The 13,933-nt window shown below is 62.9% G+C and carries 9 protein-coding genes; 3 read left to right on the forward strand and 6 right to left on the reverse strand.

Annotation, left to right across the window (positions count from 1 at the left end; all coding sequences use genetic code 11):
• The first annotated feature begins 145 nt into the window (after positions 1-145).
• Positions 146-2,095 carry an AAA family ATPase gene (locus QQ25_RS02525; protein WP_039376961.1) on the forward strand — a complete coding sequence of 650 codons (1,950 nt, stop codon included), beginning with the start codon at positions 146-148 and terminating at the stop codon, positions 2,093-2,095.
• Positions 2,092-3,849 (forward strand): ATP-dependent helicase, encoded by a 1,758-nt coding sequence (locus QQ25_RS02530; protein ID WP_082017384.1) that lies wholly within the window; start codon positions 2,092-2,094, stop codon positions 3,847-3,849. Before QQ25_RS02525 ends, QQ25_RS02530 begins: the two co-directional genes overlap by 4 nt.
• Before the next feature lie 327 nt (positions 3,850-4,176).
• Here QQ25_RS02530 and QQ25_RS30905 read toward each other — a convergent pair whose 3' ends face one another.
• The 4 genes from QQ25_RS30905 to QQ25_RS02550 form a co-directional block, all read right to left on the reverse strand.
• A complete protein-coding gene (locus QQ25_RS30905; protein WP_157847789.1) occupies positions 4,177-4,560 on the reverse strand; it encodes a GNAT family N-acetyltransferase in 384 nt (127 codons plus the stop codon).
• A gap of 874 nt (positions 4,561-5,434) precedes the next feature.
• Positions 5,435-5,983 carry a hypothetical protein gene (locus QQ25_RS02540; RefSeq protein WP_039376969.1) on the reverse strand — a complete coding sequence of 183 codons (549 nt, stop codon included), beginning with the start codon at positions 5,981-5,983 and terminating at the stop codon, positions 5,435-5,437.
• A gap of 12 nt (positions 5,984-5,995) precedes the next feature.
• A complete protein-coding gene (locus QQ25_RS31495; protein WP_082017385.1) occupies positions 5,996-8,863 on the reverse strand; it encodes a cellulase family glycosylhydrolase in 2,868 nt (955 codons plus the stop codon).
• A 66-nt stretch (positions 8,864-8,929) separates the two neighbouring features.
• Positions 8,930-9,808: a crotonase/enoyl-CoA hydratase family protein gene (locus QQ25_RS02550; RefSeq protein ID WP_039313014.1), complete on the reverse strand. Its 879-nt coding sequence runs from the start codon at positions 9,806-9,808 to the stop codon at positions 8,930-8,932.
• Between the two features lie 126 nt (positions 9,809-9,934).
• On the opposite strand from QQ25_RS02550, the gene QQ25_RS02555 reads away from it, so the two are divergent.
• The gene (locus QQ25_RS02555) at positions 9,935-11,404 is read left to right on the forward strand and encodes an amidase (RefSeq protein WP_039313017.1); all 1,470 of its coding nucleotides are present in this window, start codon (positions 9,935-9,937) and stop codon (positions 11,402-11,404) included.
• Between the two features lie 17 nt (positions 11,405-11,421).
• Here the strand turns inward: QQ25_RS02555 and QQ25_RS29680 are convergent, their stop codons facing one another.
• Positions 11,422-12,189 carry an HAD family hydrolase gene (locus QQ25_RS29680; protein WP_052235572.1) on the reverse strand — a complete coding sequence of 256 codons (768 nt, stop codon included), beginning with the start codon at positions 12,187-12,189 and terminating at the stop codon, positions 11,422-11,424.
• Positions 12,190-12,247: 58 nt separating this feature from the next.
• A complete protein-coding gene (locus QQ25_RS02565; RefSeq protein WP_052235639.1) occupies positions 12,248-13,591 on the reverse strand; it encodes an MFS transporter in 1,344 nt (447 codons plus the stop codon).
• Positions 13,592-13,933: the final 342 nt, after the last annotated feature.

Consider the following 13,933-nt stretch of genomic DNA (forward strand, 5'->3'; position numbering starts at 1 on the left):
GGTTCCTTCTGGTGGTCGTGTGGCCGAACGGCAGCAATTGCCGCTACATAGCCAAATCCTCGATCGAGGAACTTCAGCGAGTCTCCACCGCCGAAGCGGCACCAATTTCTATTGTCGAACCTCCACACTCTTGATCGGACAGTAGATGTTTCTATCGCAGTTGCTACTGCAACGCTTTCGCTCTTGCCGCGACACGGTGGTGAAGTTCGCCCCGGACCTCACCGTGGTCGTGGGTGAGAACGCGGCCGGAAAGTCGGCCATCGTCGATGCTCTCAGACTGGTGACGTTTCCCGCCTCGGGACGGCAATCTGCCTGGTTCAGTGGCGAGCGCGATCTCTCGTATGGAAGTCCTGTAGGCGCCCCCGTTGACCTTTCGGCTCGCTATTCGGATCTAAGTGACACCGAGAAGTCGATCTACCTGGCGCAACTCATAGATCCTCATGAGGACCTCATCTACACCGCGACCTTCGCGACTCGGCCCGACGTTCCGAAACGGAGCGTTCTTACTTGGGGCGTGGGTGACGCACGCGCTGAAGATCCCGAACCTGCATTGCGGCGCCGGATCTCCTACGTGTACATGCCCCCGCTTCGAGATGCGGTGAGGGACCTTGACGGCGGTGATCAATCCTTGCTCTTTGACGTGCTTCGAATCGTTCTCGGTGGCGATTCCACCGCGGAGGAGGGTTTCGTCGACGTAGCAAACGCCGCCCTCAAAAAGGTTGCGGACCACGAACTTTCCTTGGCAACCAGGGATGCAATCCAAAGCTTCTTTGTCCAGACGACGCCTCCGAACCGAGCACACGTCATAGAACTCAATCAACGAAAGCTTGAATTGCGTCGCATCGCGCGCCTCCTACGTATCCAACTAGCGGAGCGTGACATACCCATTGGCGACATCGCATCGACCGGCCTCGGCTACGCGAACTTGCTCTTCATTGCCGTGGTTGTGCTGCAGCTTGTCAAGGCTAAAGACAGCGATCTGACTTTGCTTCTCGTTGAGGAGCCTGAAGCGCATCTGCATCCCCAATTGCAACTTGTTCTGCTCGACTTCCTCCATGGCCAAGCTAAGTCGAGCGGCCAGCATCACGATGTCGCGCTACCGAGCGGCAAGGTTCAAGTGATTGTCACGACGCATTCACCCGTGCTAGCTAGCACAGTGTCGATTGCGAATGTTGCCGTGGTAGCGCGTGACAGCGACGGTGCGGACTGGTGCACCAAGGTCACCTCGCTGCGCGACCTAGATCTGAAGCCCGCAGATCGCCGTAAGGTTGACCGCTACTTGAACTCGACTCGTGCTGCGCTCTTGTTCGCTCGTGATGTTGTTCTCGTCGAAGGTATCGCCGAAATGTTGATACTGCCGGCGTTGGCGAAGCGTCACCTCAGACAAGCTGCTGAGAAGCTCAGCGCTATCCCAACCCGATCGGCCGGTCAGAGCTCAAATCCGCAAGGTACTGCGGATGAGTTGGCCCCTGATAAGGCGCCGGATGGTGAGGCAGTGGAAAAACCTGTGGCATCCACGATTGCCGACGTGGCGACGCGGCTGCACCGTCAATTCCGCAGTGCCACAATGATAAACATCGAGGGTGTCGACTTCGAGCCCTACTTGCGGGTCCTCTTGGACGGTGAGCACCCGCGCATTGACCGAGTTGTTGTTGTCACCGATCGTGACCACACAGGGGCCGGAGACGAAAGGCGCAGTCGGTATGAACAACTCTTCGCAGACCACGTGAAAGCCGGACGCCTAACCGTCGTAGTCGGTGGAACAACTCTGGAAGCCGAGATGTTTCGGATGGCAGAGAACGAGGAGACTCTGCATAAGGCCTTCCTCGACCTTCGCCCAGGCTCAGACAAACACTGGAAGAACGTGGTTGCCAAAGTCGACGGCACAAGTCAAGACGAGCGTGCCGAGACTTTCGCGGCAGCCATCCGCGCTAAATCTCCGGAAGCCGAGGTGTACTTAGACATTGCGAAAGGTGACTTCGCCCATCTCGTCGCCGAGGCGCTGGAGTCGGAGGACTTGTCCTCACCTGGAGTGCCGCAGTATCTGATGGACGCCATTGATGCTGTCGCTCACCTGGACGCGGAAGTCAGATGACAGCCGCAAATCCGCTCGGGCTCAGTGCCGAACAACTCGCAGCACTTGAACCAGGTATTCGGCTGGTGGAAGCAGGGCCAGGATCGGGTAAGACTCGCACAGTTGTAGGTCGTCTGCGCCGACACTTCGAAACTGGTCGCCGCGTAGCGATGTTGTCTTTCACAAATGCTGCGGTTGACGTTGCACGATTGAGGTGTCGAGATGTTCCGCTACTGCTCGAACCTCCGAACTTCGTAGGGACTTTTGACTCGTTCTTTCGCCGGTATGTGGTGACGCCAGCGATCATGCGGGATACAGGGAAGCGACCGAGCTACCTGACATCATGGGACGACCTACGGGCAGCAATGGCTGTCGTTCGACCTCAATCTGGTGCTGCGATACGGCTCACGCGGTTCGTTCAGCGAGACGGAGTATGGGTCGTAGATGAGGCGAAGCTCAGTAGAACCGAACGGAGTACATGGGACAAGCTGACGCCTTGGTCGCGAAACAACTTGAACCAGATCGGCCATGCGCGCATCTCCTCCCTGCACCGCGCCCACATTCTTGACACAAACGCTGCCCGCCAACGTGCTTTGGAGATCTTGGACTCACCGCAATCGCCGCTTCCAGAGCTCGCAAGGCGGTTCAGCGAGATCATCATCGATGAGTTTCAAGATTGCGACGAACTCGAGCATAGAATCGTCGCACGCCTCAAGGAGGCTGGCATCCATGTCGTCGCCGTTGCGGACCCGGATCAGGCAATATATGAGTTCCGCCAGGCTAATTCAGCTCTGTATGAGCGGTACCGTGCCAGCATCGCCCCGGATCAGCGGGCGGCTCTAACCACCTGTTACAGATCCACTCCCGTGATCTGTTCTCTGGTTAATGACCTGCGCATCGTAGGAACCGGTGAAATAACACCGGACCCCGAGCACTTCGGCGGCCCGGACGCCGTCCACGTCGTAGTCGGATCGGGCATCCGCGCTGGAGCGGCGGGGTTCAAGATCCTCCGCCAAACAGGCGTATCGCTATCGAAGACGCGTGTCATCGCCCACCGTAGATCCGACGCACGCGCATTGTTGCGTGCCGGCAAGGAGCCGCCGCATGGCACTTCCCAGATCGAGCCTCTCCTAGTTGCCCTAGCTGATCTGCGGTCCAGATTGGATCCGAGAGGACGATTGCGAGCCATCCGGAATGTTGAGGCATACCTACTCAATCAGTTCGACTGGCCAGACGAACCACGTTCGGAGGGCAGGGCGGAGCAACTAGACCTTCTTGGCATTACGCCGGAACAGCTTCGTGTACTGGCGAGTCAACTGCTGAAATCTTCGCAAGACTGGGGCGACATTGCATCGTGCAAGACCTCCATCCGTACGATTGTCGAAGGTATGGCACGAGACTCACCGATCGGACTCATCCCGCGTCTCGGTAGTCGGTTGACGGTACCGAATAAGGTTTGGCAGTTCTGGGTGAGCAGGACTGAAGGGGCGTTCGCAGAAGCGCCGGCCGACTCGCTTCGTTGGGGGCATGTACACGGAGTCAAGGGCGATGAATTTGAGGGGGTGATCTTTGCGCTCCCGTCGACGATGGCTGGATCTACCCATGTTCTCGACGACTGGAGAAATGGTGCGAACACGGAGCAACGGAGGGTTCTTTACGTCGGAGTTAGCCGAGCGATGAGAGTGCTCGTAATGGTTGTCCCGCCCGCACGACGAAGCGACCTGGAATACGTCCTCACAACAGGCGGGATCCGCTACACGGTGACTGTCGCATAAGCGGGTGACCGCGCTTTTTGTGCACAGTCCGCACCGGTAGGGTGCTCGCCCACGAGCGGGTTCGCGGGCGATGGAGTGGCAGCTAATGCGGAGTCAGCGACATCGGCGGTGACAGTGGTGTGGATCAGGCAAGCGTGATACGAATCCCTGTGTGCCGAAGGAGCTTGGCGTGGTCTGCAGAACGCTAGGAAAGCACCCCGTTCGCGCGACGGTCTCCGTGGGTGCATAGCGTTATCCGTAGTCTGAAAGAACCTGCGGGCACGGTGTTCCTGGGTAGACGACCAGGTCGAGAGATTCAACTGCGCTTGTGTGATCCCGCGGAGGCTGTCATTGCCGCGGCCGGGTATAGAAGTAGGTCTCCGTGGGCTGCGGCACCATGACGTCTTCGGCTTTGCCAGTGGCCGGGTATAAGGAAAGGGGCGCGCCTGCCTCTAGAACTTCGAATCCGCCGCCCATGTAGAACTGACGTAGATGGTGTCGATGTGAATCGAACTGTCCGTACAGCATGGTCACGCCGTCTACACCCCCGATCCGGACCGCTTCACGCAATAGCCGCCGCCCATGGCCGCGGTTTTGCTGATCAGGGTGCACTGCGATGACATGGATTTTTGCCATAGACAGTGCTGTCGCCGTGAGGTTCACGAAAGCGGGAGAGGAGAGCAGGCTGTCAGGATCCGGCAGGTCTTCTAGTGTGATCCGTTCGTTTAGCATGCTCCACAATCGTCCGTGTGGACCCATCACCAGGATGCCGATCGGTTCCTCCGAGAGTCGGAGTACTCGTACGCTCATTCGTGCGAGGTACCACTGGCTGCCCGGTAAATCCATTAGCGTCCGTAGATTCTTCCGACGTGATTTTGCAGTAGCTATCCCTAGAAGACCGTCAGTCAGCCCGCGGGTAAGCAGGCCGGTCTCATCCGCGGGATCGGAGCTATGCACACCTGCCAATTGGTACCAATACGGAAGCATCCGTAGATCCGATTCTCTCGGCGCGTCCATCTTCAAGCGTTGCCCCACCGCGCTTCCCCTTTCTTGACCCAAGCCTGATCATCGCAAGTGGCTCCGACAAAACGTGCTGGCTGATGAACACCTGCGTTGTTTTCTTCAGCCTCTGCAAAGCATCGCGTTGTCAAGTGTGTTGACTGCGCCAAGCCCTACGCCGCCGCCAAGCCTGCTTTCTCGATCGGAGCTCGGCTAGAAACCTCTGCTGCGATGAGTGGCCTCGATGTATTCCTGCGCAGCAAGGGCTGATGTGCCACCCGTACTTGGGTGTGCGGCCTCGTTTGGCGAATCGCGCATCAGAACTCCGCGACATCCATGCAGTGAAGTCGCCACCTGCGAGAATGGAGATGCGGCATGCGCGCGGCCCGGAATTGGCGTCCAGGCCTAACAGGAAACGACACGGTTACGGAATTCACCGTCATGTCTCGGCATCTCCCCCAGACGAGAAGGGACGGACCGCGTACATTCCCACTACGGACCGAACCTCTGCCGGGTGAGTCGCTGTACTCCTGGTTACAGGCCAATTAGTCCGGCAAGACCGTCGAGGCGGCACCCTCGCAGCCGAATGAACCGACTGTCCAGGCGGTTAGTCAGTTTCGCGCAGTGTGCCGCGAAAGATGCGTTCTGGCCGTCCCGCCTGCTGCCATTTGTCGTAGGCCCGTTCCATGTGGCCGTACACGCGTGTGATCTCGATGCCGCTGCGTCGGGTGAGTGCGAAGTGGACGAGCTGGGTCGGCTGGATAAAACCCTCGCGGAATGGGACATCAATGCCCGGCAACGGGGCGGTTCGTTCAGAAGTGTCTTCTTGAGGGGGGATTGCGACCCAGGTGCCTTCGAAGGCGCGGCGAAAGGTTTCACCGATGTAATAGACGAAACGCATGGTGCGGTGGACGTTCTCGTCACCGGTGTAGGCGGCGCGGTTGCTGTCGTACAGGTCAGTCAGCTTGGCTTCGGCCACAGCGAGGCTGTCCTTGGTGAACATGCTGTCGCGCACCTCTGGCAGGTCATCGATGGGGAATTCGGTACCCATCGCGGCGTCCTGCAGCTTGAGCCAGCCTTGGAACTTGTCATCATCCTGGGCGTCGCGAAACGCTTTGGTCAGCTGGATCGGTGCGTAGTCGAATGTGCTGCCCATGTGGTTTGACCCTCACATCGAGATCAGGGCCCCGGCCCCGGTCGCCTTCCCGGTGACGGTCACGGTGATGACGGTTGCGCCCGGATCCGATGCGATGACGAGTTTGGGGTCGTTCGGGGCGGAGACGACGTGTCCACCGGTGACGACGACCTCATAGCCGTCCGGATATTGGACGGCGGGTGTCGAGATGGTGGTCTGCGAGCCCGCGGCGAAGGTGCCCGATCCGTCGACTCTCTCGGTGGAGTAGGTGAAACTGAATTTCCCGTCGTCGCTGACCGTCCAACCCTGCGGGGTCCCCGAGACCACCTGCGGGTACGGCTTGGAGAGCACCTGGAGGTTGCTCGTGTTGACGTTGTCGCCGGTCGGTGGCAATGACGGGTCGTAGACCAAGGATTGGTCACTCGGGCTGGCACTGCTGGTGATCTCGCCGATACCCGAGTATGCCCAGTCCGCCCAACCGATCTGCTTCGCGTTGGCGGCTTGGGTTTCGGCAGCGAGCGCGGCCGGGTCGCTGGTGGCCCCGAATTCGCCCATGAAGGCGGGCATTTCGTTGGCGGCGGCGTAGATGGCGGCGCGCCGCGCGAGGATCGGTCCGACGATGGCACTCATATTGATGCCGGCCACGTTGCCGTATCCGTGGTACTCCAAGACTGTGTTCGGATCCGAGATCGTGCCAAGTAGCACGGGCTGGCCGAAGAGGATGGCACTGATCTCGTCGACCGCCGGGCTCGCCGGTGAGATGAACACCGGAGTGTTCGGGTCGACCGACCGGATGGCGGCAATGGTCTGGTTGTACATCGGCGTGAGCTGCTGCTTGCCGAAGAAAGAGCCGTTGAGAAGCGTTGCCAGCCAACCGGACCCGACCCATGGCTCGTTGATGATGTTGTAGCCGATGACGTCGGGATTGTCGCCGAAGTAGCTGGCAACGGCCTGCCAGCTCTGTGCGTAGTGGTTCTGCAGTCCAACCCCATCGGGTGCGTCGGAGTTGGCCCAGAACGCATCCCAGGCGTGGTTCTGGGCGGGGCTCAGGTAGTAGTTGACGACGAATTGGCCCAGAAGTGCGCCCAAGTCGGGGTTGGGCAGCCCGCCGGTCTGGGTTGCCCAATCCGGGGCGCCTTCGCCGTGGAGCTCGGTGCTGTAGAGATCCTGGTGCATATCGATGAAGGTGTAGATGCCGTGGTCACTCAGGGTCTGCACGGTCTGGTCGATTCCGGCCAGGTACTCCGTGTCGATCACACCGGGCTCGGGTTCGACTGCCGCCCAATTGATTCCCAGCCGCACCACGTTGAACCCGTTGTCCGCCAGGAATTGTGCGTCGTCGTCACTGAAACCCATTGCCGAAGGGTCATACGGCGCAACCTTGTAGACCACGTTGACCCCGTGCATCATCACGACTTGACCGTCACTGTTGGTGAACCAGGTGCCAGTGGTGGACAGCTTGTCGGTGACGCCTGTGCTTGGCGGCGCTCCGGCGATGGTGCCGAACTTTCCGACGTCGCCGTGGGTGCCGAAGATTCCCGCGATGCCGCCCGCGCCACCGAGGGCGACCAGGCCGGTCGCCGCGCCTCCGACGCCGCTGTCGCCGGCATCGCCGCCGGCGCCGCCGATGCCGAAGAACTTCGAGCCGTTGCCTCCGTCACCGCCGATACCGCCGACCGCACCGTCGCCCCCATCACCACCGTCGCCGCCGAGACCGAAGAACAGCCCCCGTCCGTCACCGCCGAAACCTCCCGCGCCTCCGCGCGCGCCAGAGGTGCCCGAGCTGCCGTTCCCGCCGAGGCCACCGATGCCCATCAGTAGTCCACCCGCGCCTCCCGCGCCACCGGCAGCGCCGGCGCCTCCCATGCCGCCGGTTCCGCCGTTGCCGAGCAGTCCGGCAGCACCTCCGGCTCCGCCGGTCTGACCTGCCTCGGTGCTGTGCCAGCCCGCGCCGCCGTCGCCCAACAACCAACCGCCGGCGCCGCCGTCCGGGTTTTCGGCGGTGCCCGCCGCGCCATTGCCGATCACGTAGGACCCGGCCGCGGTGTTGACGAAACCATCGACCACCTGACCGATCGGGCTGACGATCCACGCTTGGGCCGCGTCATGGATGGGGTCGTACAAGGAGGCCCCGACCACGGCTGCTGGCGATGAAGCCTGCTGCCCGACGATCTTCGGCTCCGCCGCGACGGTCCTGCGGGTGGCCACACCGAGCGCTGCCCAGGTCAATGGATTCGAATCCTGCGGTGTGGTGGGGTGTTTGACCGGCGCCACCTCACCGAGGCCCAACAACACGCTGGTGGTGGCGATCGCATTCACGACCGGGTTGGCCGGTGCCGGTGCCGGTGCCTGACGTGTCGTCGCGGGCAGGCGTGTTGGTTCGGTGACGCGCGGTGTCACGGCCAGTGTTCTTGTCGGCCGAGGGGTTGGGCTCGCCGGATCGGTCTTCTGAGGCGCTGCCCAGGAACTCTGTGACAGCGTGGGTGTGGCCCGCTCAACCGATGGGGGCGACGAGACGTCGTCGGCGGTCGTGGTCACAGCGCGCTTGGTGGTGGACTTCTTGACCGGGGTTGTGTGACCCGGACCGTCACCGTGCCTTCGGTTGCGTTGGCGGGCAGATGAGCCGGCGCTCGTCGTCGTCGCCGCGGCGCCTTCCACGGTTGCGGTGTCCGAGCGCGCGGTGGATGTGGGTGCTCTCGGCGACCTCACCTTGCGGTTCGGGCCGAAGTCCTTGGACCCCGCCCGGGCACTCGACTCACTTTTGGCGGGCCCACTGGTGGGGCTGCCGGGGGAGTCGCCAGTGTCTGCGGACGCCACCCAACTGCCAGAAGCCAGCACGGCGCCGATCCCCAGCGCGACCGCCAGCCCCCCGACACGACCCACATACGCCGATGCGTTCATGGGCTCATCCCTACACGACGCGCGCTGCTCGCACGGCCGAATTACGGGGAACCGGTGTGGACTTCGCTACCCGCCGTCGACCCACTGCTCATAGAACGGCGGCATCTCGGAAGCCCGCCCGGTGAACTCCGGGGTGCGTTTGTCGAGGAAGGCGCGCACGCCGTCGTGACCGTCGCCGATGCTGGTGTAGAACATCGCCAACGAGTCCACCCGGTGTGCGTCGACCGGGTGCGGTTCGGCCGAATTCCGGTACAGCATCTGCCGCATCAGGGCGACCGAGACCGGTGAGCGGTGCCGGGTCCACGCGTCGGCAAGCGCCCGCGCCTCGGCGATCAGGGCGTCCGGCTCGTGGACGGCCTGCGTAAGCCCGATCTCGCGGGCGGCGTCCGCGGTGAGGATGTCGGAGCGGTACACCAGGTCCAAAGCCGCTGGCATGCCCACGATTCTGGGCAGGAACCAGGTGGAGCACGCTTCCGGGGTGATGCCGAGCTTTCCGAACACCAGCCCGAAGCGGGCCTTCGTGGACATCAGCCGGGCGTCCATGGCCAGCGTCATCGTCGCGCCGATCCCCACCGCGGCCCCGTTGATGGCGGCGATGACGGGCTTGCGGCACGCGTAGATGGCCAGGGTCACCCGGCCACCGGTGTCCCGTACCCGCCGCAGCTCGGGATCGTCGAGGTCGGCCATGTCGGCCAGGCTCGGCGACTTCGACTCGTCGAGGCCGAACACGTTGCCTTCGCTCGACAGGTCCATGCCGGCGCAGAACGCCCGGCCCTCGCCGGTCACGATGACGGCGCGTACCGCGTCGTCGTCGTTGACCGCGACGAAGGTCTGCTCCAACTCCTCGGCCATCTCGACGGTGAAGGCGTTGAGGTTGTCCGGGCGATCGAGGACGACGGTGAGGATCCCGTCGTCGAGCTCATGCCGGATCGTCGTGAAGTCCACGGATGCTCCTCCTCGGGTCGGTTGGTACTCAGCTTGCCCAAGTCGGATTGCTCGGCGGCAACGGCCCCCGCGTTGCTCACCGGTGGTACACCACCGCGCAAGGTCTACGGGGTCTACCTTTTTGGAATGGACTTCGACGACTATCGTGCGCACGACGCCACCTCCTTGGCGAAACTGATTGCTGACAAGCAGGTTTCGGCGGCTGAGCTCCTCACCGCGGCCCGGGAGCGAGCAGCGGTGGTGAACCCGAAGATCAACGCCATCGTGCGCGACGTCCCGGCGTCGCCGTCGGACGACCTGACCGGCCCGTTCGCCGGGGTCCCGTTCCTGATCAAGGACCTCGCTCAGGACTACGCGGGTTTGCCCACCTCGGCCGGGTCCCGTGCACAGATGTCGCTGATCGCCCCCGAGCACGCCACGGTCGTACAGCGCTGGATCGACGCGGGCCTGGTCATCTTCGGGAAAACCAACACCCCTGAGTTCGGTGCGAAGGGCATCACCGAGCCGGACGCGTGGGGGCCGGCCCGCAACCCCTGGGATCTGGGGCGGTCGCCGGGTGGCAGTTCGGGCGGATCGGCGGCGGCCGTCGCCGCGGGCATCGTGCCTTGCGCCGGCGCCAATGACGGCGGCGGATCGATTCGCATTCCCGCGGCGAGCTGTGGGCTTGTCGGGCTCAAACCGGGCCGAGGGCTGACGCCGTCGGGTCCGGCGACCGGGGAATCCATGCACGGCGCGGCCGTCCAAGGCGTCGTCTCCCGGACCGTGCGGGACACCGCGGCGATGCTCGATGTCCTCAGCGGCGGCGAACCCTGGGGGCCGTACCTGCCGGCTGTGCCCGCCGAGTCGTTCGCGTCGTGTGTGGGGGCGGAACCCGGAAAACTGCGGATCGGGTTGCGGGTGCCGACGGCGATCAACCCGGCACCACACCGCGAGGCGTTCGCAGCCGTCGAGGCAACGGCTGCCGTGCTGACCGAACTCGGCCACCATGTCGAGGAACTGCCGCAAGCGCCCTTCGATGACGCCGCGCTGGCCCGCGACTTCCTGCTGACCTGGTTCGTCTACAGCGCATGGGAACTGGCCGAGGCCAAGCGGCTGACCGGCGCGGGTGACGACGCGTTCGAGCGTGACACGCTCATCATGGCGGCGCTCGGGCGAGCCACGAGCAGCGTTGATTATCTGGACGCGGTGCAGCGGCGCCAGGAACACACGCGGCGGCTGAGCACCTATTTCGAGTCGTATGACCTGCTGTTGACCCCCACCCTGGCTACCCTGCCGCCCCGGATCGGCGAGTTCGACCTGCCGGTCGTGCTGCAGCACGCGGCTGACGCGCTGATCAAGACCCGTACCGCAAGCCTGTTGCGCTACACCAAGATCGTCGACGACATGGTGGACAAGAACCTTGGCTGGGTGCCCTACACGCAGCTGGCGAATATCACTGGCCGCCCGGCGATCTCGCTACCGCTGCACTGGACCGCAGAAGGTCTGCCGCTTGGTGTCCAGTTCGTCGCTCCGCTTGCCGGGGAGGCGCTGCTGCTCAAGCTCTCAGCCCAGCTCGAGCAAGCGATGCCCTGGGCCGGTCGCCTCGCCCCGGTCTGACCGGATGTGTGATCTGTCTAGCGCAGTTGCGCGATTCGTTCGGTGAAAGCGGTTGGAGTCAGACCGAATTGGACCATGATGTCCTCTGCGGGCGGTCCGCCGAAGGGATCCCACCGTCGGGCGAAATCCAGTAGCCGCGCTGAATCGTTGCCGACGGATGCGGTTGATCGCCGCAGCAGTGGGCGGACGTCGATGATGTGTGCCACTCCGGCGGCACGTGCGGCCTGGATGCCGTTGTCGGTCGCCTCGTAGACCTGAACGCCGGTTGCGGGGAGGCCGAGCCGACGGCATGCGAGCAAGTGGCCGTCCGGATACGGCGTGCCCCGCACAACGGCATCGCGGGTGACGACGACGCTCATCGTGGTGTCGAGACGGAACGCGCGCATCGATGCGGTGACCACCGATCGGTCGGATGTCGTGACGACTCCGATGGGAAGCGATGGCTGGTGCCGGTGGATCAGCTTGTGCACGAGGGTATTCGGCTGGATCGTTGTGAAGAGTCTCTCGGTCAGCCGATTACGTTCGGCAATGATCGCGTGTGGATCGGCTGTCACTGACGAGTGTTCGCAGGCGCGGGTGACCATGTCGACGATCGGTAGATGGTGGTGTTGGTCGAACCAGCGTTGATCGATGTCGGCACCGTGGGCTGCCAGAGTTCTGTTCAGCACGTTGTAGTTGAAGTCCGGTGTGCCGAAAAGCGTTCCTTCCCAGCCGAACAGGAGAGCGCAAACGTCTGAGCTGGGTTCCAGATCGGATGACCGGTAGGCAGTGGTGACGGTGGTCAAGGTCGACGGGTGCTCCGGCGCGGTATCGCGGGCGGTCGTGATGCGGACGGAATCTTCGTCAATGCGTCTTGTGTGCCGGTGCCGGCTCGGGAAAGAACACGTCCGTGACGTCGACTGACTTCTTCCGGACCAGCATCACGGAAGCGGCTGCGATCAGGCTGGCCGCAGCCAGTGCGTACAGGCCCCAGGTGACGGCGCCGGTGGCTTGTTTGATCAGGCCGAATCCGAACGGTGCCACGAACCCGCCCAGATTGCCCAGCGAGTTGATGATCGCGATCGCGGGCGCCAACACCATTGGGTGCATTGAAGATTGGGGGATGGACCAGAACAGGGGACTGGCGCTCTTGAACCCCATTGCCGCGATGCACAGGAACAGCAGTGCCAGCAAGGGGGAAGTGATGGCCGCCAGGTAGGTGCCGGTGGCTGCGGTGAGCAGCGCGAAGATCAGCAGGGGGCGGCGTAGATCGGGTCTGCGGTCCCCGAGGCGCGAGGACAGGTACATCGCGATGACGGCACTGATCCACGGCAGGCTCGACAGCAGGCCGACGGTGATGTCGTTGAGGCCGTGGATGCGACGCACGATGGATGGCAGCCAGAACGTGTTGGCGTAGATCGACAACTGAATGGCGAAGTAGATCCAGCAGAACAGCAGCAGCTTGGGGTCCGCCAACATCTTCCAGCGGTTGCCCTTCCCCTCGACACCGGACGCCTCGGCCTTTTCGGCTTCCTCGGCGTCGATGGTGGCAATCAGGGCGTCCTGTTCGGCGCGGGTCAGCCACCGGGCATCGCGGATCTTCGAGTTGAGCATGAAGTATGCGACGACGCCGACGAGCACCGACAGCATGCCTTCGATCAGGAACAGCCACTGCCATCCGCGCAGACCACCCTGACCGTGCAAGGAGAGCAGAGGGCCCGACAGCGGACCCGAGATCGCCGCGGCGATGGAGGAGCCTGCGATGAACAGCGCCGTTGCCCGCCCGCGGTGGCTGTCGGGCAACCACTTGGCCATGTAGTAGATGACCGCCGGGAAGAAGCCGGCCTCGGCCATGCCGAGCAGGAATCGCAGGACGTAGAACATCTCGGCGCTTTGGACGAACATCATGGCGGCCGACACCAGGCCCCAGCTGATCATGATGCGCGTCAGCCAGATGCGGGCGCCGAACTTCTCCATCAGGATGTTGCTCGGAAGTTCGAAAATGGCGTAGGCCACGAAGAACACGCCTGCTCCGAAACCATAAGCGGCAGCACCGATGCCGACGTCCGCCTCGAGGTACTCCTGTGCGTAGCCGATGTTGGCGCGGTTCAGCTGATTGCAGATCAGCATGATGATCAGCAGCGGTACCACGCGACGGAAGAATTTCGACACCGCCGACTGCAGGTCGGCGGACGCGGGCTGCGTGATCTGCACTGCCGCTCCATTCGGTCAACCGCACCGAGTGCGCGGTGGTCAGGGATACACCGGCGAGTGACCCGCCTCACAGTGGAACGTAAAGCATCGTATTGATGCACGTCCAAGACCGATATGGCATGAGCTGATCCAGCCTCGGTATTGGTGCTTGTCCCCCGCCAGGATCGGTGGCCCGGCGTCCCCCTCATCTCCGCGGAAGATGACTGAGATCAAAAGCAATCGTTGGACTTGATGCTCTATCGGGAGTCAGATGGACGCATGGCATTCAGCAGGAGCCGCCCCGTCGCTGTAACAGATGAATGTCGTTATGCCCCTGATGAATTCGTCGGCTCAAGG

Origin of the sequence: Mycolicibacterium setense (assembly GCF_000805385.1) — a bacterium.
GTDB lineage: Bacteria > Actinomycetota > Actinomycetes > Mycobacteriales > Mycobacteriaceae > Mycobacterium > Mycobacterium setense.